The organism is Flavobacterium ginsenosidimutans (assembly GCF_003254625.1).
Lineage (GTDB): Bacteria > Bacteroidota > Bacteroidia > Flavobacteriales > Flavobacteriaceae > Flavobacterium > Flavobacterium ginsenosidimutans.
Genome location: NZ_QJRJ01000081.1, coordinates 42,037 through 63,572 on the forward strand (window position 1 = coordinate 42,037; position 21,536 = coordinate 63,572).

Consider the following 21,536-nt stretch of genomic DNA (forward strand, 5'->3'; position numbering starts at 1 on the left):
CCGTCTCGATTCTGACGCAAAAGTAGGAATGATGAAGAGACTGGTCTTCCAGCTGAATCAGCAATCTTTTTCAAGCTATACAAGTAACGATAAATTCAGAAAATATAAAGTGGTCATGAAGCATTTTACAAATGGTACTGAATTTAGCTGTATTGAGATTAAAACAGACAAAAAATAATGTAAGGGCATTGAAAGTGCCACGATTTTGCCATAGAGATTTTGGGAGGTTTTAAAAAATATGAAAAGCAGGATGAAATAAAAAAAGCCTGCGAATCATTAAATTTGCAGGCTTTACCACGTTTTTTTCGAGTTTTTGAAAAGATTGAAAAACTTTCTTTTCGGCTTCTTTTACCCTTTTTGTGGGGAGAGCAGGATTCGAACCTGCGAAGTTCACACAGCAGATTTACAGTCTGCCCTCGTTGGCCGCTTGAGTATCTCCCCGATCTCAGCTTGTTGCGCTTTGTTGTTCTAAGCGGTGGCAAAGATAGGAACTCTTTCTACATTTCCAAACAAAAAAATGACTTAATTTTAAGTTATTTTAAAGTTATTTTTTAATTCGTTGGAATTGAATAAAATAAAAAACCTTCAAAATAGATTTTTTTTAATTTATTTTTAAAAGTAAGATTATTTTTATGTAAACTCTATGTTTTTTGCTTTGAATTTATTCTTTAATAAAGTCGTTAGATATTGCATTTATTGACAAAATGAATAAATATTGACTAAAAAACATCTATTTACTATTGTTTTGAAATTGGCTTAATAATCTTTTCTAAAGTCGAGTTTTTAATTCTTTTTGATGCAATTCTATTTTTGAGTTTTTAGTAGGAAAAAAAAAATCTCCACGAGGGAGATTTTTTGATATTTATAAAAGTATAGAATTATTTGGCTAACAATTCTAAGATTTTTGCTTTTAATTCAGCGCCTCTTAAATCTTGCGCTACCACTTTTCCAGATGCATCAAGAATAAAAGTAGCAGGAATTGCTTCAACATTATATTGTTGTGCAATTGGCTCTTCCCAAAATTTTAAGTTTGAAACTTGAGTCCAAGTTAATCCATCTTTTGCAATAGCTTCTTTCCATTTTGCAGCATCTTTATCCAAAGATACTCCAATAATATTTAAACCTTTTGCATGTAACTCTTTATAAAGCGCTACAATATGTGGATTTTCTTGTCTGCAAGGTCCGCACCATGAAGCCCAGAAATCTACAATAGTTACTTTTCCTAAACTTTCTTTAAGAGAAACTACTTTCCCTTCTGGATTAGGAGCAGAAAAATCGGCTCTTCATTTTGCGCTACCTACCGCTGGAGCTGTTGCACCAACAGATGGCATTTTCGCTTGACCAAATCTAGTTTTGATTTCTTTTCCTGTAGCTGAATTTTTTAAAGACTCATCAAAAGAATTGAAGATTCCTTCTAATTTTTTAGTATCAGCTGCTGGGTCATTCAATAAATTTTGAACAATAATAGCTGAGATAAAAGATTTTGGGTGGCTTTCAGCATAAGTGAAATATTTCTTTTTGCTAGTTTCACCAACTTCTTTTTGGATTTCCATGTATTGCTTCATTAAGCTGTTGATCACTGCTGTATCTTGAGCTTGTTGAGCTTGTTTCATTTTATCGTTGTTCTTTTTCTGGAAATCGATTAAACTTTTTTGAGTTTTTGTCATTTCTTCAATGAAAGTTGAGTACTCATCATTGTTGTAAGTTCCAGAAATTTTAGATTTATGAATACTATCTTTGTCAATTGCAATTTTAATTTCTCCAGTTTCTAGGATAAATGGAATTGGACCATTAGCGCCTTGTAAAATTAAAGAGTGGAAAGCTGGTTCAGTTACTTTACCTTTTATTTCAAATTTTCCGTTTTCAACTTTTACTGTGTCAAGAGAAATTGGCATTCTTGTAGCAGGGTCAGCACCTTGTAAGATGATCGTTTTTCCATTTTCAATCCCTGTGGCAGTACCTGTAATAAGGTATTCTCCATCTTTAACTTTGCTGCAAGAAATAATAGCTGCAGAAGCTGTAAGTACAAAAAGTATTTTTTTCATTATAAAAAATTAATTAGTTAATTGATTTGTGCAACAAAAGTATCTAAAATTATATAACATACAGAATTTTGCTACCTAAAATTTTGTTATAGTTTTTTTTGGTTTAAAACCCATGAAATCAGCATGTTTGTTGGTCTGATTTGATTTAAAACTCTTAATTAAAACCTTATTTTAATTCTTTATAATTAATTTTTAAATTTTTAGGCATAAAAAAAGCACTCGTTTGATAGAGTGCTTTTTGGTAAAATATAGCGTTTGTAAACTATTCTTGATTTGTTTTCTTTCTCCAAGTAAAAGAGTTTAAAATATGTCTTTTAGCGAATCTTGCTGGAGAATCTGCATTTACCATTTTCACGTAAGTTGCTTTTGGAACACTGATGTATTCGTAAACACTTCCGTTAGAAAAATCAATAATTAAACGACCTTCAACAAATTTATAATCTGTGATAGAACAAGTTGAAATTGTTTCTGTGTACTCAGGTAAATTAAGTTTGATAGTATCAGGGTGAATACTTACTAAAAAGTGGTAAGCTTCGATAATTGTTTTACTTTTTTCTTCTGCTTCTTTTAAACCAGCTTCATTTCCCACAAATTTATCAGGATGAGATTCTTTCATCGCATTACGATAAATTGTCTTTAAATCTTTTAACTCTGCAGTTTTTTCTACGTTTAGTAACTTGCGGTATTCAACTATTTTTTTCATAAATAAAAGGTAACTACTTGTCTATTAGTTTGAAATCGTTCTGTTTTAGTTCAAATCGACAAATTTTTTGCAAAGGTACACTTTTTTTTAACTTTTCAGTTTTGATCGAAAAAATATTCTTTTTGAATTATGAATTATGAATTATGAATTATGAATTATGAATTATGAATTATGAATTATGAATTATGAATTATGAATTACTAGATTAAAACTCATAATTCATAACTCATAACTTTTCTAGTTTTCCCGCTTATGATTCGCTTTATCGAAGTTTCTTGATTTTTTAGGATATTTATCGTAGCTCATGTCACTTGGATTTTCAATAACTGATTTTATAGTAATCCAGTCACCCACATTAAATTTGGCTTGAACCATTTTATAGTCTAAAAGATATTCGCCACAGAAATAATTATTGTTTTCATCCTTTTCGATAATGCCAGTAAATACTCCTTTTTGCGGCATTTTTTGTTCTAAATCTTTAGACATGATTTTTTATTTTGAAATTAAAGTACAAAGGTAAGCAATTTAGGATTGGTTTATGGAGTTCGCCGTAATCTGAGTATATTTGCACATGCAGAAAAATTTTAAGCCACATCCTAATTCTTTTAAAAATACCTTTTGCGCTTTTAATGAAGTGTTGCCAGATTCTATTCAAGGATTGAAAAAGCAATTTGAAAGCAAAGCAGGTAGCACCTATTATTATACAGAAGAAGGAATGTACCGCGTTTCGAACCATTGGGGAAGATTAGCCAATAGTAAATGGCGTTTAATTGCCCGAAATCCAGAAATTGAATCTAAAACTAAAATAGGATTTGCAAAATGGGAGGAGTTTTATCCAGATAATGCTGAAGAAAAACTTTACTATATAAAAGCCGATTTCGAAAACAATCTTGCCAATTACGAGCATAAAAATAATCCAGAATACGATGGCAAAGCAGTTTTAAGGACAAGTTCTGAAACTACAAAGAGATTAAAACAGATTAGAAACCTTCAGCAGCTGACCAATTGGGCAAAGTATTTTGATTATGAAGATATTGATGATTTGAGAAAACAGATTATCAACGAATTGATTTTCACAGAAAAAACGTTAGAACAAATTAAAAGAGAGGTGTAATGGGAAGAAATAACGAAAGGAACATCAAAAAGCATAACGATAAATTGCATAAAGCTCAGGCAAAAACTAAACAAGCCGAAATTGCCCGAAAAGAAAAATTAAAAGAAATCGTTAAGAAATTCAACGAAAGTAAAAACGAAGAGTAAATAATAGTTTCAAATTTCAGGTTTCATGTTCCAAGTTATCTTTACGAACCTGAAACCTAAAACTTGAAACCTAAAACTTGAAACCTGAAACAAAAAAACAATGAATAGTAAATTCGAAACCCTAAAAGCAAACGTACAGGAAATTATTGATTTGATCGCTGCGAAAAACGACAGAGAAGCAAACAATAAATTATTGGAAGTAAGTGAAACATTAGACGAAATGATTGATTTTGCTGAAGAAGACGAAGAAGTGAGAGAAATCACCCGTTATCAAGTTTTGTTAAATCAGCTTCATGTAAAAATTAATGGAGAAGAACCAGTCGATGGAGAATAAAAAATGCTTCTGTGACACAGGATTGCTTTTTGAAAGTTGCTGCGGATTATATCTGATTAACAATCAAAAAGCACCTTCAGCATTAACTTTAATGCGATCACGATATTCGGCATATGCCTCTCATAATGCCGATTATTTAATGGAAACTACTTATGTTTCAGAAAGAAAACATTATTCGAAATCTGAAATTTTAAGATGGGCAGTTTCTAATGAATGGCAGAAATTAGAGATTTTGAGTTTTACTGAAAACACAGTAGAATTTAAAGCTTACTTTTTAGATTCTAATGATAAACCGCAAGTGCATTATGAATTTTCTACATTTAAATTCGAAAATGGCGCGTGGTATTATGTAGACGGAAAATTTGAATAATTATTATATCTAACACCGTTAGTTGAAGTTTTTGGTTAAATATTTTAACTAAAAATTAATAAACGATTCTTTTTTCATAATTCTAAAAAGATGTAATTTTAGAATTATGAAAAACGAATTTAAAAAAGGGTTTTATTTTAAGACTTACGAAGCTCCTTTTCAGTCTCCGTTTGACAAACTTTTTACGATTTTTAAAGAGTTGATCACCCATACTTCGGGTGATTTTGATGAAGCCATCAACTGGCTTCGGGAACTGGACAAAGAATATAAACTTACCGACGAAAATTATACTATTGACGATTTTATCGAAGACCTCAAGAAAAAAGGATACATCAGAGATGAAGTAAAAGGCGATGGAAGCTCTGGTTTTGGAATTACAGCAAAAACTGAACGTGCAATTAGACAGCAAGCTTTAGATCAGATTTTCGGAAATTTGAAACGTTCTGGAAGTGGAAGTCATAAAACAAAACATGCCGGAAATGGCGACGAACATACTGGCGAATTCCGTGAATTTAATTTTGGTGATAGTTTAGAAAGAATTTCTTTAACCGAAAGTCTTCGAAACGCTCAAATTAACAACGGAGTTGAAAGTTTCATGCTTACTGAAAACGATTTGGTTGTCGAAGAAGCACAATACAAAGCACAAATGAGTACCGTTCTGATGATTGATATTAGCCACAGTATGATTTTATACGGAGAAGATCGAATTACTCCAGCTAAAAAAGTGGCAATGGCTTTGGCGGAATTAATCACCACTAGATATCCTAAAGATACGCTCGATATTTTGGTTTTTGGAAATGATGCCTGGACAATTCCGATCAAAGATCTGCCTTATTTACAAGTTGGACCTTATCATACCAATACAGTTGCAGGTTTGCAATTGGCGATGGATATTTTGCGCAGAAAGCGTAATACCAACAAACAGATTTTCATGATTACCGACGGAAAGCCGAGCTGCGTTCGCGAACGTGATGGTTCTTATTATATGAATAGTAATGGTTTAGATGAATATATTGTTGATAAATGCTATACGCAAGCGCAACAGGCAAGAAAACTTCATATTCCAATAACCACTTTTATGATTGCCAGAGATCCTTATTTACAGCGTTTTGTGAATCAGTTTACAGAAGCCAATCAGGGAAAAGCATTTTATACCGGAATTAAAGGTTTGGGTGAAATGATTTTTGAGGATTATGAAGCTAATAGGAAGAAGAGGATTAAATAGATAGGTGCAAAGGTTCTGAGGAACAAAGGAACAAAGGTTTTCTCAACACAACGTAGCATATCGTAGAGACGCACTGCAGTGCGTCTAACACTAAGGAATGAAACAATGCTCATTTCTTTAAAACAAAACAATAATAAAATTTACATTTCAACACAATGGAAATAAATACTATAAAGACATTAGGTCAATTAAAAGCCACTGGATATAAAAGTACAAGCATAAAGGATGAATTGCGCAATAATCTTCGTGAGAAAATCAAATCGGGGAAGCCTGTTTTTGAAGGTGTTCACGGATTTGAAAATACGGTAATTCCAGAATTAGAACGCGCGATTTTATCACGTCACAACATTAACTTATTAGGACTTCGCGGACAAGCAAAAACGCGTTTGGCGCGTAAAATGGTTGAATTATTAGACGAATATATTCCGTTTGTGGAAGGCTCAGAAATTAATGATGATCCGTTAAATCCTATTTCTCGTTTTGCTAAAGATTTAATTGCGGAAAAAGGTGATGAAACTCCAATTTCTTGGTTGCATAGAAGCGAACGATTTTTCGAAAAACTGGCAACTCCAGACGTAACGGTTGCTGATTTAATTGGTGATGTTGATCCAATTAAAGCTGCAAATTTAAAATTGTCTTATGCAGATGACAGAGTAATTCACTTCGGAATGATTCCGAGAGCGAATCGCTGTATTTTCGTAATCAACGAATTACCCGATTTACAAGCCAGAATTCAAGTAGCATTATTTAATATTTTACAAGAAGGAGATATTCAAATTAGAGGATTCAAATTAAGAATGCCTTTAGATATGCAATTTGTTTTTACCGCAAATCCAGAAGATTATACTAATAGAGGAAGTATTGTAACACCTTTAAAAGATAGAATTGGTTCGCAGATTCTAACACATTATCCAGAAAGTATTGAGATTGCAAGAACGATTACAGAACAGGAATCTAAATTAGATCAAAACCAGACCGATGTTGTTTATGTTCCGAGTTTAGCGAGAGATATTTTAGAGCAAATTAGTTTTGAAGCTCGTGAAAGTGAATATATTGACAACAAAAGTGGTGTAAGTGCGAGAATGAGTATTACGGCATTCGAAAACTTAATTAGTACAGCAGAGCGCCGAGCTTTGATTTCTGGTGTTGATAAAACCACAATTCGTTTATCAGATTTTACAGGAATCATTCCAGCAATTACTGGAAAAGTCGAATTGGTTTACGAAGGAGAACAGGAGGGAGCAGATGTTGTGGCAGAAAGCTTAATTGGTTCGGCAATTAGAACATTATTTCCAGAATATTTTCCAAAAATCGAAAAATTAGAAAAGCCAGATGAGAAAACACCTTATTCTGATGTGGTGGAATGGTTTTTCGCGGAAAGCGGCTTCGAATTATTAGATGATGCTTCAGACAAAGAATACAAAAGTATTTTAGATGAAATAACACCATTAGATGATTTGCTAAAAAAATACCAGCCTCAAACGGTAAAAGAAGACGAATACTTTTTGAAAGAATTCGTTCTATGGGGATTGGTTGAATACAAAAAACTGAGTAAAGATCGTTTTGCAAAAGGAAATCAGTTTAGAGATATTTACGGAAGTTACATCAGTAAATTCTAAAAAAGAATAGAGATAAAATTTAATCTGGTCTAGCTGGTTTTTTAAAACCGGCTGGGCTTTTTTATTTTACAATAGTTACTTTTACAGTCCAAAAATAAATTTATGTTATTCCTTATATTAAGTATTCTTTGCAGTGTTATTGTGGGCGTTATATTCAAAATTTCTAGAAAATATAATGCTAATCCGTCACAGATTATTTCGTTCAATTACATCGCTGCAATAACGCTTTGTTATTTTACTTTTACGCCAGATTTAAATGCATTAGACAATAATGCACCATTAGAAATTTATACTTCTGTTGGAATTTTGCTTCCAATATTATTTCTGTTTCTAGCACTTTCGATAAAATATATGGGAATTGCAAAAACAGATGCCGCACAAAGATTATCATTATTTATTCCAATTTTGGCGGCTTGGCTGTTATTTAATGAAGGATTTAATACTTATAAAATCATTGGAGTTTTGATTGGTTTTGCGGCGCTTTTATTCATTTTAAAAAAGCCATCTGCTAATACCGAAAATAAATGGATTTATCCCGCAATAGTGCTATTTGGTTTTGGACTTGTTGATATTCTTTTCAAGAAAATTGCCTTATACACTGTAGTTCCTTATACAACTTCTTTGTTCTTTGTTTTTCTAATCGCTTTTGTTATTTCAATATTTATTGTCTTGTATAAAGTATTGGTGTCAAAAGAAAAGTTAGAAGCGAAAAACATTCCATTTGGAGTATTGGTTGGGATCTTCAACTTTGGGAACATTTTGTTTTATCTAAAAGCCCATAAAGCATTTGCAGAAAATCCATCAACTGTTTTTGCGGGAATGAATATGGGAGTTATTGTTTTAGGGACAATTGTTGGAGCCTATTTTTTCAAAGAAAAACTTTCTAAAATCAATATTTTAGGATTGTTTTTAGCTTTAATTGCCATTGTTTTTATCGTTTTATCGCAATTACAGTAATTTTTTTTAAACACTAATCCTTTAGTTTTCAATCGATTTAGTCATTGTTTTAAAATTAATTAAAATAAACTCGACTAATTCTATAGAATTTATAAATATATTTTTGTAGCTTTGTCTCAACAATGAAAAACTATAGCCGAAATATTATGACGTCTTTCCCATGCAGCTTTGCGATGTGCTGTATGATGAAACACGTTTTGAAATGGCGTTAATAGAGAAAGTACTTGTTAGTTATTTTTTTTTTAGCCTTTCATTGCACCATGAAAGGCTTTTTTTTGAATCGTTAAAAAATCTAGATATGAGAACCAATAGAAATATGAAAATTTTGATGCGACGCTGTTTAATAAAGATTCCGTGTTGTATCAGTTTTAAGAGATAAAAGCAAAGGACTTTTATCAAAAAAAAGATTTTCAATAGATATAAAAAAGATAACCCAAACCTAAAAACTATATATTATGAGTTCAGAAATTATAAAACATAATCCGTTTCAATCTATGATTGATCGCTTTAATATCGCTGCAGATATTTTAAAATTAGATGATTCTCTTCGTCAAAAACTACAGCGCCCTGAAAAACAAATCACAGTAAATTTTTCTATTACTTTAGACAATGGAAACGTTCAAAACTTTGAAGGATACCGCGTAATTCACAATACGGCTTTAGGACCTTCAAAAGGCGGAATTCGTTATGATACCGCTGTAAATTTGGACGAAGTAAAAGCACTTGCCGCCTGGATGACCTGGAAATCTGCTGTAACTGGAATTCCCTTTGGTGGAGCAAAAGGCGGCATTATTTGCGATCCGAGAAACCATTCTAAAACTGAATTAGAAAAAATTACAAGAGCATACACAAAAGCTTTGGCTGATATTTTTGGACCAGAAAAAGATGTTCCAGCTCCAGATATGGGAACAGGTCCAGATGAAATGGGCTGGTTAATGGATGAATTTTCATTATTACACGGAAGACCAATTCATGCTGTAGTAACAGGAAAACATCTTCACTCGGGCGGATCTTTAGGTAGAGTAGAAGCAACAGGAAGAGGAGTAAGTATTATCAGTCTTTTGGCACTTGAAAAATTAAAAATTAGACCTGCAAGAGCTACGGCAGCAATTCAAGGTTTTGGAAATGTTGGATTGCATTCTGCTTTGTTCTTATATGAAAAAGGAGTAAAAATTGTTGCTGTAAGTGATGTTTCAGAAGCATTTTACAATCCGAACGGAATTAATATTCCAGAGTTGATTTTGTATTATAATTTGAATAACAAGACGATAAAAGGGTATCCAAATTCGGTTGCAATTAAACATGAAGATTTATTGCTTTTGGAAGTTGATGTTTTGATTCCGGCTGCAAAAGAAGATGTTATTACGCAGAAAAATGCTGGTGATATTCAAGCCAGAATTATCGTTGAAGGCGCAAATGGTCCAGTAGCTTCAGATGCAGATCAAATTTTACATGATAAAAATATATTAGTTGTTCCTGATATTTTAGCCAATGCGGGCGGTGTTACCGTTTCTTATTTTGAATGGCTTCAGAATTCGCTTTTAGAATCTTGGAGAATTCACCAGATCAATAAACGTCTGGAAGATATTTTAGAAAAAGGTTTCGATACTGTTTTTAGAGTTGCAGTAAAACACAATGTAACGCCTCGTATTGCTGCTTATATTATTGCTTTGAAAAAAGTAGCCGAAACACAATCGGTTAAAGAAGTGGCGCTGGAAGCTCCTCAATATAAACAGAATTAAAATCAGGTTTATTTTCGTAAAAGATCATTTTCGTTGATTACGTTTTTTGTCTCTCCTCAAAAAACGTAATTAATGGAAGTGTCTTTTTTCGTTTGAACTATTGAACAAATTTTTAGAATCGAAAAGTATCATACAAATGAAAAATATCAATTTTCTAGCATTTGCAATGCCTGCCTTTTTTCTTTTTTTATTTTTAGAATATAAGCTTGCCCAACGCAGAAAAAGGCCTGAAATTTTTAATTATGAAAGTTCTGTTTCCAATATCTCCATCGGAATTGCAGAGCGTTTGATTAACTTATTTGTCGCAGCGAGTTTTTACCAATTGTATTATTTGATTTATGACGATTATAGAATATTTGGGATTCCAAGTAATGCTTTAGTTTGGTTTGCATTGATTCTTGCAACCGATTTTGTCTGGTATTGGTATCACCGATTAGGTCATGAAGTTAATTTTTTCTGGGCAGCGCATATTGTGCATCATCATAGTGAAGAATTTAATTTCACGGCTGCAGCTAGAATTACTACTTTTCAGGCGATTATTCGAACAGGGTTTTGGTGTGTTTTGCCTTTAATTGGTTTTCATCCAACGATGGTTATTACGATGTTGATTGTTCATGGCGCTTATTCTTTTTTTACGCATACACAGCTTATTGGTAAAATAAAATGGCTAGAATATGTATTTGTAACGCCTTCTGTTCATGGTGTTCATCATGCTTCTGACGAAAAATATCTGGACAAAAATTATGGCGATATGTTTACGTTTTGGGATCGTCTTTTTGGAACTTTCCAAACCGAAGAAGAAAAACCAAAATATGGTTTAACGCATCCGTTAAAAAGCTACAGTTTCTTATGGCAGCACTTTCATTATTATTTCGAAATCTACGAATTATGGAAACGCTCCATCGGATTCAAAGCGAGATGGAAAGCTGTTTTTGGAAGTCCAGCGCACATGGATCAAGATATTCGTCCGATTCTTGAAAAGCGTTTTCTTCAGGACAAAAGTAATCCGCATCAACGACTTCGTTTTAGAAATTATCTTTATATACAATTGGGAATCTGTACTTTGATTCTAACTGTCTTCACTTATTATTTCGATTACTTACAAACCTACGACAAGATATTTGTGCTTTCGTTGGTGATTCTAACTTTAATCAATTGTGGAGCTTTATTAGAACAACGAAAATGGATGTATTATCTGGAATATACTCGTATTGCTATGATTTCAACTTACTTTTTGTATGAAGAAGATTTATTGGGGTTTTTCTTTGTTCCAATTGCGATTATGATTTTTATGGAGCAATTGTTTTCATTGAGTAAAATTTATCAGAATACCATTTTGCAGTTGGAGGCGACTGAATAAAAGATAGATAGCCACGAATTCACTAATTTTTATTTAAAATGATACGTAAAATTTGTGCGCGATAATTACACGAATAGATATTAAAAAAATAATTCGTGAATTCGTGGCTAAAAAAAACTTAGAACGTTAGATTGTCTTAATCTCCATAATTTTCTGCTCAAAAGTATCTTTAAAATCAGATTTGCTTTTAATTCTGGTTTTGTACGTATAAATTGTAGCTACAGAAAGTTCAAGGAATTCCGCCATTTGATTACTGTCTTGGATTCCCAATCTGTACAATGCAAAAATGCGTAATTCGGTATTTAAAAGCTCACCTTTTTTCATAATGCATTTATGATCGTTTGGAAATAATTTATTGAAATCTGTTACAAAAGTTGGAAACAATTTCAAGAAGATTTCATCAAATTGATGGAATAGATTTTCTCGTTCTTCCTTTACGTTATAACGTTTCAAACTTGCAATAACTTCATCTGTTTTTTTGGTGATGATTTTATGCAACGTACTTTTCTGAATATGATCTATTTTATTAATGAAAGCCGAAGTTGCTTTAATAAAATAGGTGATATATTCTTCTTTAATTGCATTGGCTTCGCTCAAACTCACATTCATTTCTTGCAATTGCAAATACGAATCGGCCATGATTTTTCTGGCTTTATTTTTCTCCTTTAATTGTTTGAAAATGATGCCAAGAAAAACAAAAATGATAACGGTTAGAATCGTCAAAAGAATAATAATCTTTTCGAGTTTATCATTTTTATCTTTTACATTATTGAGCTGTGCTTTTTCTATAATAGGAAGAATCGACGAAATCTCAATTTTTCGATGTCTGGCATTATAAAAAGTTGCATCATCCATTGCAATATTGATGTATTCGTTGGCTTTATCCAAATAACCCATTTTAAAGAGTTCGTTGGCTAAATTTCGAAGCGCAACGGTTTCTTTTGTTGCATTTTTCACATCAGCAATTGCCGCAAGAGCTAGATATTGAATCGCTTTTTTGGTATAACCGCGTTCTGAATAAATATAACCAAGACTAGAAGTTGCAATTCCGTAATAATCAGGCGGAAGATTGTAATTGTTGATCCAATAACTAAAAGCAAATTCGGCACCGCGCCAGTCTTGTTGTTTTAAACGTTTTAAACTTTCTGCTGCCCAATATTCATTCGTATTGGTTCCAATTAATTCTAAAGCCTTTTTTAAAAAGTGATTTCCCTGCTGTACATAATGGATATTAAAACGCTGATCACGATTGTAATCGGCTAAATCATAGTAAGCGCGGGCTTTGATATTATAGTATTCAAATTTGTTTCTAAGATCCAGTTTTGTGTCATCAATAACATTTAAAGTGTCAATTGCTTCTTTAAAAAGTCCAGAAGACAATAAAACAAAACCTTCTTTAATTCGGCTTTTGGATAAGAATTTAGGATCTTTTAAAATCTTGGCTTTGATTTTAGATTGTTCCAAATAATAATAAGCAGAATCATATTTAAAAGATTTGTATTCGTCAAATAACGACATATAGCAATTGTACAACTCTTCATTGTTCTGGCTGAGTATAAACTTGGATACGTTTTTCTTTAAAGATTCAATTTTTCGATATTTCTGTTTCAGGTAAATATCTTTTTTCAAGAGAACCTGATCTAATTCTTCCAGATACGGATTTGTCTCTTTCGCAGTAAGAGAAAAACCTATGATGAAGAAAAGCAGCATCAATATTCTTCGCATGATTGGTTTTGGTTTAAGGTAAGGTTTTGATATAGTTAGTTAATTCGTTTTAAAATTAAGATAAGTTTGAGATTAATTAAAATCTAACCTTAGAGATTTTGTAAATAGTTTAATAACATCGCTTTAAAAGATGGTTTTTGAAGGGGAAATGAGCGGTAAATGTTAAAAACAGTCAATTTATTTGCAATTATACAATAAAAAGAGGTTATATATATGCATGCCGAAAAAAATATACCGAATTTTTTGCATATTGTCATTTTTACCATTAAAAAACTATCATTTTTGATCTAAACAACATCTTGATTTTTTAATTGTATAAATAAATATAAAATACTGATTGTTAGATATTTGTATTTTAAAAGTATTGAATTTAATCTTGATTTTTCTCTGATATTTTTTTTAGGATTTATTTAACGTCTAGTTTCGCTGTATCCTTTTGAAGGGGATAACAAACTAACGAAAACCAAAAATTTATGAAATGTAAAAGTCTTTATTGGCTAGCTTTTATGATGTGTTTTTTTGCTATTGGATGCGACAACACAGATGACGGAAGCTACGTGGAACCGATTACCCTTTATGAAAAAGTAAATGGAAATTGGGGATTAACAAATCTGAAAATGGTTGATGAAGTTGCGAAAGCAAATAAGATCGAACCAAACGAAGAAAACTTGAGTACTTATTTTAACTACGAAGATTTCAAAATTAAATTTAACGTAGATGAAAAGAACAAACCAACAAGTTATGAAGTAACTGGAGATGTTCCTCCGTTATTTGCTCCTAAAGGATATTGGGCGCTTAGCTCAGATTTTCAGCCAACCAATGGCGTTGCAACAAAAATCTATTTGTATAGCGATGCGCAAAAAACGCAAAAAACAGATGAATTGAGATTGACTTCAGTTCCAGGTAAAACCAAAGAAATGCAGATTCAATTAGTGCATTCTTCTGGCGGAGTAGATTTTGTGTCTTATGTATTTAAATTAAATGCTATTAATTAAAAAGTAATATGAAAAAGTTTATATATACAATTTTACTTGCCTTGTTGATGGCTCCTAATTTTATTCAGGCGCAAGAAGCTGCAGGAGCCGTTGGGCCAATGTCATCATATCCTGTTGTTTACAAGTATGACGAACAAGTTACATGGTATTTTGATATGTCGGCATCTACATTTGCCGAAACAGAAGATTTATACATCTGGATTTGGTCTCCATCTGAACCAGATGCAGGAAACTGGGAAAACTCTTCTGACTTTGCGAAATTAAAATATGAAGGAAATAAAATCTGGAGTTTTACTTTAACTCCAACAGTTTATTTTTCTAAAACTCCAGATGAAATCGCTGCAAGTGCAGGATTCTGGTTTCGCTTAAAAAATAAAAATGGATCTAAACAAAGTGATGTGGCAAATATGCCTTATACTGATTTTTCATCTTTTTATACTTCAGATGAATTATTTAGACCATATCCTACAAAACCTTTAATTGATAAGCCTATAAGTATTTTGTTTAATGCAAATCTTAACCCCGCATTTGCTGGTACTCCAAGTGTACATATGCATGCTGGTTTAAATGACTGGGCTATTCAGCAAATGTATGAAGCTGCAAAACCAGAAATTGCCGAAAAAACAAAATTGAAAGACTTAGGGAATGGTTTTTATAGAATGGATTTTATTCCTAAGGAATACTTCAATGCCCCAGATGACTTTGTTATGGAAAAGATAAATTTTCTGATGGTAGCAGAGAATTGGACAGCAAATTCTGGTGATCAGGTTATTTACGCAGGAGAATTTATTCCGCCACCGCCGCCAAGTTTTGCTTTCTTTCCGGCGCAAATCAGTCAAAGAGATTTTCTTGGAATGTCTAGAAAAAACAACGAAGCAGGTGTAAACAAATTAATCTACACAATTACAGCGGGTACAAAAACAATTTCTGGTGAGTTTACTGGAGGAACTGCAGAAATTAAAGGTTTTGTCAACTTAGTTTCAGAACTTAAAGATTCTCCAGTTTTAAGCGAAATTCATGTTTTGGTTAAAGATAACAAAGACAAAACGATTTCGGATACAACGATTCCGCTTAAGACTTTAGACAAATAACTCACCAAATTAAACACCAATTCTAATGAATAGTAAAAATACAAAAAGCGTCCTGCATCAAATGTGGACTGCTAAATCGGCGGTATTGATGATATTTATGCTTTTTCTTTCTGCTAGTTTATTCGCGCAGACGAAAAAGATATCAGGAACCGTTTATGACAATACAGGTAATGTATTGCCGGGAGCTTCTATCATTGAAGTAGGAACTAAAAACGGAACTACAACAGATTTTGATGGTAAATTCAGTCTGCAGGTAGCCGTAGGAAGTGCAATTGAAGTTTCGTTTATCGGATCAACAACACAGAAAGTTCAGATTACTGCAAATACTTCTAATTATGACGTTCGTCTGCAAAATGATGGTTATGCATTGGCAGAAGTGCAAGTCGTTTCTGTAGGTTACGGAAAAGTGAAAAAATCAGATTTAACTGGAGCAATTTCTACAGTTGGAGCAGATGATTTAGTAAAAGGAACCATTTCGTCAACAGAACAAGTTTTACAAGGAAAAGTAGCGGGATTGAATATTATTCGTCCTTCTGGAGATCCAGCTGCGGGTTCTACAATTCGTCTTCGTGGAGGAACTTCATTAACAGCTAGTAACAGTCCGTTAATTGTTGTTGATGGAATTGCGGGTGTTGATATCAACGTGGTTCAGCCATCAGATATTAAATCGGTTGACGTTCTTAAAGATGCTTCTGCTACAGCAATTTATGGTTCTCGTGGAGCAAACGGGGTAATCATGATTACAACAAAATCTGGAACAAAAGGAGTTTCTGTTGTTTACAACGGACAAACAAGCGTTGGTTATGTGAATGATAATTTAGATCTTCTTTCAGCAAATCAATGGAGAGGTTATGTACGTCAGAACGGACTTGCAGATGCTGTAGATTATGGCGCAAATACAAATTGGCAAAAAGCAATTGAGCAGACAGCAATTTCGCAATCGCATACTTTAAGCATTAATTCTGGTAAAGCAGACAGCGGATTCAGAACTTCACTTTCTTATTTAAACAATGAAGGAGTTATCAAAAGATCTGGTTTAGAAAGATTAAGCGGAAACGTTAGTGCTTACCAATATCTTGGAGATAATAAAGACGTAAAATTTGATACGGGATTATTTGCTAACATTGACAAATGGCATCCAATTGATTATAGAATTTTTGAAAGAGCTTACAACTTAAATCCAACAATTCCGGTTTACGATTCAGAAGGAAATTTCACTTCAGTAGCAGGAAATATTTACCAAAATCCAGTTGAGATTTTAACAAACAGAACTTTCGATAATGAAAGACACAGACTTTTAGGTTATTTTAAAACAGATGTAAAATTCCTAAATGACTTTACTGCAACAGCAAATATTTCGTTAGAACATAATGCTGTAAAAGCAGGAACATACAAACCGTCTTATGCTGTTATGGAAGGGCAAACAGAAGGAGGTTTTGCACAAAGAACTTATGGAGAATATACAAATGCTCAAGGTGAACTTTATGTGAATTACAGTAAAACAATCGACAAGCATAACATTAGTGCTTTAGCTGGATATTCTTATCTTGAAAATATCTACCAAGGTTTTGGAGCACAAAGAGGTGGTTTCGTAACAGATGCTTTTGGTTATAATAATTTAGGAGCAGGTTACAACTATCGTTTAGGTGACGTTTACTCATACAAAGGGAAATCAAATTTAGTTTCTTTTTATGCTCGTGCTAACTACAGCTACGATGGTAAATATTTATTGACTGCGACTGTAAGACGTGACGGATCAAGCCGTTTTGGAGAAAACAATAAATGGGGAACTTTCCCATCTGCTTCTGCGGCTTGGAGAGTTTCTAATGAAGAATTTATGAGTTCTACAAAAGGTTGGTTAGACAACTTAAAAGTTAGAGTTGGTTACGGAGTTACAGGAAATCAAGACGGAATTGGTGAGTATAAATCGCTTTCTATCTTAGGAGTTGGAAATGACAGCTACTATGATCCTATTACTAAAACTTGGAGTTTGGCTTATTCTCCAAAACAAAACCCAAATCCTGATTTGAAATGGGAATCTACAGAGCAAATTAACGTTGGTTTCGATTTTGGTCTTTTCAACAGAATTACAGGATCTTTTGAATATTATTCTAAAAAAACAAAAGATTTATTATACACTTATGAAGTGCCTCAGCCTCCATATTTAGTGGGAACAATGTTGGCTAACGTTGGTGAAATGTCAAATAAAGGAGTTGAATTGACTTTGAATGCAGATATTATTAAAGGAGACAAATTCAACTGGAATGCTAATTTGACACTTGGACATAACGTTCAGAAAATTGAAAAACTTTCGAATCCAACTTATAAAACAGATGTGATCTACAGCGGATCTTTACACGGTTTAGCAGGTATGTCTGGACAATATTCTCAAATTATTGCTGAAGGATATCCTGTTGGAACTTTCTGGGGATTCAAAAATGCTGGTTTAGATGCTGATGGAAAAATCCAATATTATAATGCAGCAAATGAAGTGGTAGCAGAAAGTGCTTTGGTTGACGCAGATAAAAGAGATTTAGGAAATATTCAGCCTGATTTGACTTTAGGTATTGGAATGAATTTTACTTACGGAAATTTTGATCTTGGAGTTTCAGGATACGGAATGTTTGGACAAAAAGCTTTAAATGCTACAAACATGATGTTAAACGATCCAAACAGATTACCAGCTTTTAATGTGCCAGATTCTTTCTTAAGCAGTGGTATTACTTCTGCTCCTAAGTATTCTGATTACTGGATCGAAGATGCTTCTTTCTTCAGACTTCAAACATTATCTATTGGTTACACTTTGCCATTGAAATACAAAAAATCTAAAGTTAGAATGTTTGTAATGGGAGAAAACTTATTTGTAATTACAGGTTACAAAGGTGTAGATCCTGAGATTGGTTTAAATGCTCAAGACGGAATTAATCAAACTGGAGTAATGGATCAAACTGGATTGGCTGCTCCTGGAATTGATAGATACAACAATTATCCTCGACCAACTACAATTTCTGTTGGACTAAATTTTACGCTGAATAACTAAGCGAATTGATAACCATAAAATATTAAAAATGAAAATCAAAATAACAGCAGCGATACTTTTAAGCATGCTTTTTACGGTATCATGTACTGATTTGGACGAACAGTTGTATGATCAGGTAGAAGATGGAAATTTCGGAAATACAACTAAAGAAATTGATGCGCTGGTAGGTGGAGGTTATTCTTCATTAAGAGGATTCTCCGATGCAATTTCAAATAACTTTCCAACTTGTGAGTATGTTTTCTTTTTGAATGAAGTAGTTTCAGATGAAGCAACAATTCCAACAAGAGGAACAAACTGGTATGACGGCGGGCAATATCAAGATGCTCAAAAACACACTTGGAAAGCAGATAATAGAATGATTCTTTCAGCTTGGCGTTACAATTATACTGGAATAGCTAAGATCAACGCAATCATTTATCAAATCAACAAATCGTCTTTGACTGAAAAAGCAAAAGAACCAATTTTTGCAGAATTAAAAGCGCTTAGAGCATATTACTATTACAATCTTTTAGATTTATTTGGAAATGTGCCAATCGTAACCAATTTTGAAGACACAGATCTTCCAACAAATTCTACAAGAAAACAAGTTTATGATTTTGTTGAAAAAGAACTAACAGACGCTATTCCATATTTAAATCCAAATGTGGTGTATTCTAAATTAACTAGAAATGTTGCGTACGCGATTCTAGCAAGATTATATCTTAATTCAGAAGCATTTATTGGCGTAGCGCGTTGGCAGGATTGTATTGATACGTGTCAAAAAATTACGGGATACAGTTTAACTCCAGATTTCTTTGCCAATTTCGTAACAGAAAATCAAGGTTCTAGCGAAATCATTTTTGCAATTCCTTACGATTCAAAAGCAGGAACAGTTGGAAATTACATGAACTCAATGTCCTGCCACTACAATCAAAAATTAGCAATTTCTCCAGTAGGAAACTATCCATGGAGTGCTAACGGAATGTGTGCACAGCCAGGAGTATATTCATCTTTTGCAGATACAGACAAAAGAAAAAAATGTATGCTTGAAGGTGATCAGATCAATCTTGCAACGGGTTCTGTAATTATGATGGATAATGGAGAACCGTTAACTTATACAGAGAACCTGACAAGTTTAGAAGATGCAAAAGAGAATGAAGGTGTACGTTTAGCAAAATATGAAATGAAAGCTGGAGAACAATGGGAACGCGATCATGATTTCGTTTTAATTCGTTATTCAGAAATCTTAATGATGCAAGCAGAATGTTTCGTTCGTTTAGGTTCGCCAGATTTAGCAAAACCGTTTTTACAACAAGTAACTGCGCGCGCTGGAGAAGAAATGCCAACAACAATTGATCTTGCATTTATTGATCAAGAGTTACTGAAAGAATTCACATTCGAAGGAAGAAGAAGAACAGATAACATTCGTTTTGGAACATTCTTCGAGCCATGGTGGTCAAAAGGTACAACGGAAAAATACAGAGCAATTTTTCCAATCCCAAGTACAGTTTTAACTACAAATAAAAACCTGAAACAAAATCCTGGGTATTAGGTTAATTAATGTCAGTCTTCCATGTTGGTTAGTCGTGGAAGGCTGACATGTTTTTAATTTTTTAGTAACAGATTCTAAAGATTAGAAACTGAATTAGAGGATTAAAAAAAGATTTTGTTTCACGCAGATTCTGCAGATTAAAGCAGATTTGGTTTTAAATGTAAAAAAAAATAATCTGCGCATATCTGCTTAAATCTTTTTAAATCTGCGTGAAATAAATTAATCACAATAAAATCCTTTTTAATCTTTTAATCTGTGGCAAAATATAAAAATAACAAACAGTACATCAATATGAAGAGATATATCACATCGTTGGTTTTTGGTTTGATGAGCATTGTGATGGTTGCTGGTTGCAGCAGCGATGACAAAGGTTCGGATAAACCGGTAGAACCAGAAAAAACAGAACCTGTTGCGATTGAGAAAACCAACAGCACCAAAATTTATATGCATTACATGCCGTGGTTTGAAACTAACGAAAGCAGTGCAGATAAAAAATGGGGATATCACTGGACAATGGCAAACAAAAATCCGAATAACGTAGGAACAAACGGCCGAAGAGAAATAGCATCTTATTATTATCCGCTGATTGGACCTTATCATTCAGGCGATAAAAATGTGATCGAAAATCATTTATTGTTGATGAAATATTCAGGAATTGATGGAATTCTAATCGATTGGTACGGAACTTACGATGTAAACGATTATAGAATGGTCAAAGAAAATACAGATCAGTTAATTGAAATGCTGGACAAAGTAGGTTTAGAATATGCTATTGTTTATGAAGATCGATTTTTAACGAATGTTGTTAATGCAGGAAAAGCAATTTCGGTAACCGGCGCAGCAAAAACAGATTTGGCTTATGTAGAAAAGAATTATTTTTCTGATGCTAATTACATCAAAATTAATGGCAAACCGCTGTTAATGAATTTTGGACCAATCGTTTTGCAGACTTCCGCAGAATGGACAAATGTGTTTAATACTTTAACCACAAAACCAACTTTCCTGACACTTTGGGATCATTCTTCGATGGCAGGAGAAAATGCTTCTGGCGAATATGCTTGGGTATACAAAGACAATAGCTATCTGACTAATTTCTATACTAATACAAAACCAAAATTGGGCGTAGCTATGGGAAGCGCTTACCCTGGTTTTAAAGATTTTTATGCCGAAGGCGGAGGAGGTGCAGCTATTGGATGGACAATCGAACACAATAATGGAGCGACATTGGATGAAACTCTTGCTTTGGCTAAAAATGCAAATGTAAATTACTTGCAACTGATTACGTGGAATGATTTCGGAGAAGGAACGATGATTGAACCAACAGTTGAATTTGGTTATTCTTTTGTCGAAAAAATAAAAACTTTCGCTGGAGTAAAAAATACTGAAAGTGTATTTCCAGATATCAGCAAATTGTATGATTTACGCTTACAGAAAAAAGGAAATGTCGAGGCCCAGAAAAAACTCGATCAGGCGTTTAATTATTTTGTTTCAATGCAGCCTGCAAAAGCAAAACAAATACTGAGCGAAATTAAATAGAGC

The 21,536-nt window shown here is 33.1% G+C and carries 19 protein-coding genes, 1 tRNA gene and 1 pseudogene; 15 read left to right on the forward strand and 6 right to left on the reverse strand.

From position 1 onward, the window contains the following. Positions 1–28: 28 nt before the first annotated feature. Positions 29–178: a hypothetical protein gene (locus tag DM444_RS23670; RefSeq protein WP_162615002.1), complete on the forward strand. Its 150-nt coding sequence runs from the start codon at positions 29–31 to the stop codon at positions 176–178. 182 nt (positions 179–360) lie between these two features. Here DM444_RS23670 and DM444_RS18495 read toward each other — a convergent pair. The 5 genes and pseudogenes from DM444_RS18495 to DM444_RS18515 all read right to left on the reverse strand — a co-directional run bounded on the left by DM444_RS18495 (position 361) and on the right by DM444_RS18515 (position 3,234). Beyond that, positions 361–441 (reverse strand) — tRNA-Tyr (locus DM444_RS18495). Between the two features lie 437 nt (positions 442–878). Next, positions 879–1,265, reverse strand: a pseudogene (locus tag DM444_RS23675) (TlpA family protein disulfide reductase); the annotation flags it as partial. Between the two features lie 18 nt (positions 1,266–1,283). Continuing rightward, complete coding sequence (locus tag DM444_RS18505) at positions 1,284–2,045, reverse strand: DUF4369 domain-containing protein (RefSeq protein WP_111289363.1); 762 nt, start codon at positions 2,043–2,045, stop codon at positions 1,284–1,286. A gap of 262 nt (positions 2,046–2,307) precedes the next feature. Beyond that, positions 2,308–2,748: a KTSC domain-containing protein gene (locus DM444_RS18510; protein ID WP_095931645.1), complete on the reverse strand. Its 441-nt coding sequence runs from the start codon at positions 2,746–2,748 to the stop codon at positions 2,308–2,310. Positions 2,749–2,985: 237 nt separating this feature from the next. After that, positions 2,986–3,234 carry a hypothetical protein gene (locus DM444_RS18515; RefSeq protein WP_111289365.1) on the reverse strand — a complete coding sequence of 83 codons (249 nt, stop codon included), beginning with the start codon at positions 3,232–3,234 and terminating at the stop codon, positions 2,986–2,988. 85 nt (positions 3,235–3,319) lie between these two features. On the opposite strand from DM444_RS18515, the gene DM444_RS18520 reads away from it, so the two are divergent. The 9 genes from DM444_RS18520 to DM444_RS18555 all read left to right on the forward strand — a co-directional run bounded on the left by DM444_RS18520 (position 3,320) and on the right by DM444_RS18555 (position 11,615). Beyond that, positions 3,320–3,862, forward strand: a complete 543-nt coding sequence (locus DM444_RS18520; RefSeq protein ID WP_111289366.1) for a hypothetical protein — start codon at positions 3,320–3,322, stop codon at positions 3,860–3,862. Further along, positions 3,862–4,008: a hypothetical protein gene (locus DM444_RS23790; RefSeq protein WP_204251695.1), complete on the forward strand. Its 147-nt coding sequence runs from the start codon at positions 3,862–3,864 to the stop codon at positions 4,006–4,008. The genes DM444_RS18520 and DM444_RS23790 overlap by 1 nt, the downstream gene beginning before the upstream one ends. A gap of 100 nt (positions 4,009–4,108) precedes the next feature. After that, a complete protein-coding gene (locus DM444_RS18525; RefSeq protein ID WP_111289368.1) occupies positions 4,109–4,342 on the forward strand; it encodes a hypothetical protein in 234 nt (77 codons plus the stop codon). Further along, positions 4,314–4,712 (forward strand): YchJ family protein, encoded by a 399-nt coding sequence (locus DM444_RS18530; protein WP_239455716.1) that lies wholly within the window; start codon positions 4,314–4,316, stop codon positions 4,710–4,712. The genes DM444_RS18525 and DM444_RS18530 overlap by 29 nt, the downstream gene beginning before the upstream one ends. Positions 4,713–4,818: 106 nt before the next feature. Then, complete coding sequence (locus DM444_RS18535; protein WP_111289372.1) at positions 4,819–5,937, forward strand: vWA domain-containing protein; 1,119 nt, start codon at positions 4,819–4,821, stop codon at positions 5,935–5,937. Between the two features lie 155 nt (positions 5,938–6,092). Beyond that, positions 6,093–7,556, forward strand: a complete 1,464-nt coding sequence (locus tag DM444_RS18540; RefSeq protein ID WP_111289374.1) for a MoxR family ATPase — start codon at positions 6,093–6,095, stop codon at positions 7,554–7,556. 102 nt (positions 7,557–7,658) lie between these two features. Next, the gene (locus DM444_RS18545) at positions 7,659–8,513 is read left to right on the forward strand and encodes an EamA family transporter (RefSeq protein WP_111289376.1); all 855 of its coding nucleotides are present in this window, start codon (positions 7,659–7,661) and stop codon (positions 8,511–8,513) included. A 455-nt stretch (positions 8,514–8,968) separates the two neighbouring features. Further along, a complete protein-coding gene (locus DM444_RS18550; protein ID WP_204251696.1) occupies positions 8,969–10,255 on the forward strand; it encodes a Glu/Leu/Phe/Val family dehydrogenase in 1,287 nt (428 codons plus the stop codon). 136 nt (positions 10,256–10,391) lie between these two features. Then, the gene (locus tag DM444_RS18555; protein WP_111289380.1) at positions 10,392–11,615 is read left to right on the forward strand and encodes a sterol desaturase family protein; all 1,224 of its coding nucleotides are present in this window, start codon (positions 10,392–10,394) and stop codon (positions 11,613–11,615) included. A 126-nt stretch (positions 11,616–11,741) separates the two neighbouring features. On the opposite strand, the gene DM444_RS18560 is transcribed toward DM444_RS18555, so the two are convergent. After that, on the reverse strand, positions 11,742–13,340 hold the full coding sequence (locus DM444_RS18560) for a DUF6377 domain-containing protein (protein WP_111289382.1): 1,599 nt from the start codon (positions 13,338–13,340) through the stop codon (positions 11,742–11,744). Between the two features lie 473 nt (positions 13,341–13,813). On the opposite strand from DM444_RS18560, the gene DM444_RS18565 reads away from it, so the two are divergent. The 5 genes from DM444_RS18565 to DM444_RS18585 all read left to right on the forward strand — a co-directional run bounded on the left by DM444_RS18565 (position 13,814) and on the right by DM444_RS18585 (position 21,533). After that, a complete protein-coding gene (locus tag DM444_RS18565) occupies positions 13,814–14,335 on the forward strand; it encodes a DUF5004 domain-containing protein (protein ID WP_111289384.1) in 522 nt (173 codons plus the stop codon). 8 nt (positions 14,336–14,343) lie between these two features. Beyond that, positions 14,344–15,426, forward strand: coding sequence for a hypothetical protein (locus DM444_RS18570; RefSeq protein WP_111289386.1), 1,083 nt, complete (start codon positions 14,344–14,346; stop codon positions 15,424–15,426). Between the two features lie 25 nt (positions 15,427–15,451). Then, a complete protein-coding gene (locus DM444_RS18575) occupies positions 15,452–18,466 on the forward strand; it encodes a SusC/RagA family TonB-linked outer membrane protein (protein WP_239455718.1) in 3,015 nt (1,004 codons plus the stop codon). 28 nt (positions 18,467–18,494) lie between these two features. After that, complete coding sequence (locus tag DM444_RS18580) at positions 18,495–19,997, forward strand: RagB/SusD family nutrient uptake outer membrane protein (RefSeq protein ID WP_111289390.1); 1,503 nt, start codon at positions 18,495–18,497, stop codon at positions 19,995–19,997. Between the two features lie 291 nt (positions 19,998–20,288). Next, a complete protein-coding gene (locus tag DM444_RS18585) occupies positions 20,289–21,533 on the forward strand; it encodes a glycoside hydrolase family 71/99-like protein (protein ID WP_111290118.1) in 1,245 nt (414 codons plus the stop codon). The last annotated feature ends 3 nt before the right edge of the window (positions 21,534–21,536 follow it).

Excerpts from the sequence above, each read along its gene's own strand:
- DM444_RS18560 (WP_111289382.1), bottom strand. The coding sequence starts at position 13,340 with ATGCGAAGAATATTGATGCTGCTTTTCTTCATCATAGGTTTTTCTCTT.
- DM444_RS18535 (WP_111289372.1), top strand. The coding sequence starts at position 4,819 with ATGAAAAACGAATTTAAAAAAGGGTTTTATTTTAAGACTTACGAAGCT.
- DM444_RS18555 (WP_111289380.1), top strand. The coding sequence starts at position 10,392 with ATGAAAAATATCAATTTTCTAGCATTTGCAATGCCTGCCTTTTTTCTT.
- DM444_RS18580 (WP_111289390.1), top strand. The coding sequence starts at position 18,495 with ATGAAAATCAAAATAACAGCAGCGATACTTTTAAGCATGCTTTTTACG.
- DM444_RS18570 (WP_111289386.1), top strand. The coding sequence starts at position 14,344 with ATGAAAAAGTTTATATATACAATTTTACTTGCCTTGTTGATGGCTCCT.
- DM444_RS18530 (WP_239455716.1), top strand. The coding sequence starts at position 4,314 with ATGGAGAAGAACCAGTCGATGGAGAATAAAAAATGCTTCTGTGACACA.
- DM444_RS18545 (WP_111289376.1), top strand. The coding sequence starts at position 7,659 with ATGTTATTCCTTATATTAAGTATTCTTTGCAGTGTTATTGTGGGCGTT.
- DM444_RS18540 (WP_111289374.1), top strand. The coding sequence starts at position 6,093 with ATGGAAATAAATACTATAAAGACATTAGGTCAATTAAAAGCCACTGGA.
- DM444_RS18515 (WP_111289365.1), bottom strand. The coding sequence starts at position 3,234 with ATGTCTAAAGATTTAGAACAAAAAATGCCGCAAAAAGGAGTATTTACT.
- DM444_RS18510 (WP_095931645.1), bottom strand. The coding sequence starts at position 2,748 with ATGAAAAAAATAGTTGAATACCGCAAGTTACTAAACGTAGAAAAAACT.
- DM444_RS18575 (WP_239455718.1), top strand. The coding sequence starts at position 15,452 with ATGAATAGTAAAAATACAAAAAGCGTCCTGCATCAAATGTGGACTGCT.
- DM444_RS18550 (WP_204251696.1), top strand. The coding sequence starts at position 8,969 with ATGAGTTCAGAAATTATAAAACATAATCCGTTTCAATCTATGATTGAT.
- DM444_RS18565 (WP_111289384.1), top strand. The coding sequence starts at position 13,814 with ATGAAATGTAAAAGTCTTTATTGGCTAGCTTTTATGATGTGTTTTTTT.
- DM444_RS18505 (WP_111289363.1), bottom strand. The coding sequence starts at position 2,045 with ATGAAAAAAATACTTTTTGTACTTACAGCTTCTGCAGCTATTATTTCT.
- DM444_RS18585 (WP_111290118.1), top strand. The coding sequence starts at position 20,289 with ATGAAGAGATATATCACATCGTTGGTTTTTGGTTTGATGAGCATTGTG.
- DM444_RS23790 (WP_204251695.1), top strand. The coding sequence starts at position 3,862 with ATGGGAAGAAATAACGAAAGGAACATCAAAAAGCATAACGATAAATTG.
- DM444_RS23670 (WP_162615002.1), top strand. The coding sequence starts at position 29 with ATGATGAAGAGACTGGTCTTCCAGCTGAATCAGCAATCTTTTTCAAGC.
- DM444_RS18520 (WP_111289366.1), top strand. The coding sequence starts at position 3,320 with ATGCAGAAAAATTTTAAGCCACATCCTAATTCTTTTAAAAATACCTTT.
- DM444_RS18525 (WP_111289368.1), top strand. The coding sequence starts at position 4,109 with ATGAATAGTAAATTCGAAACCCTAAAAGCAAACGTACAGGAAATTATT.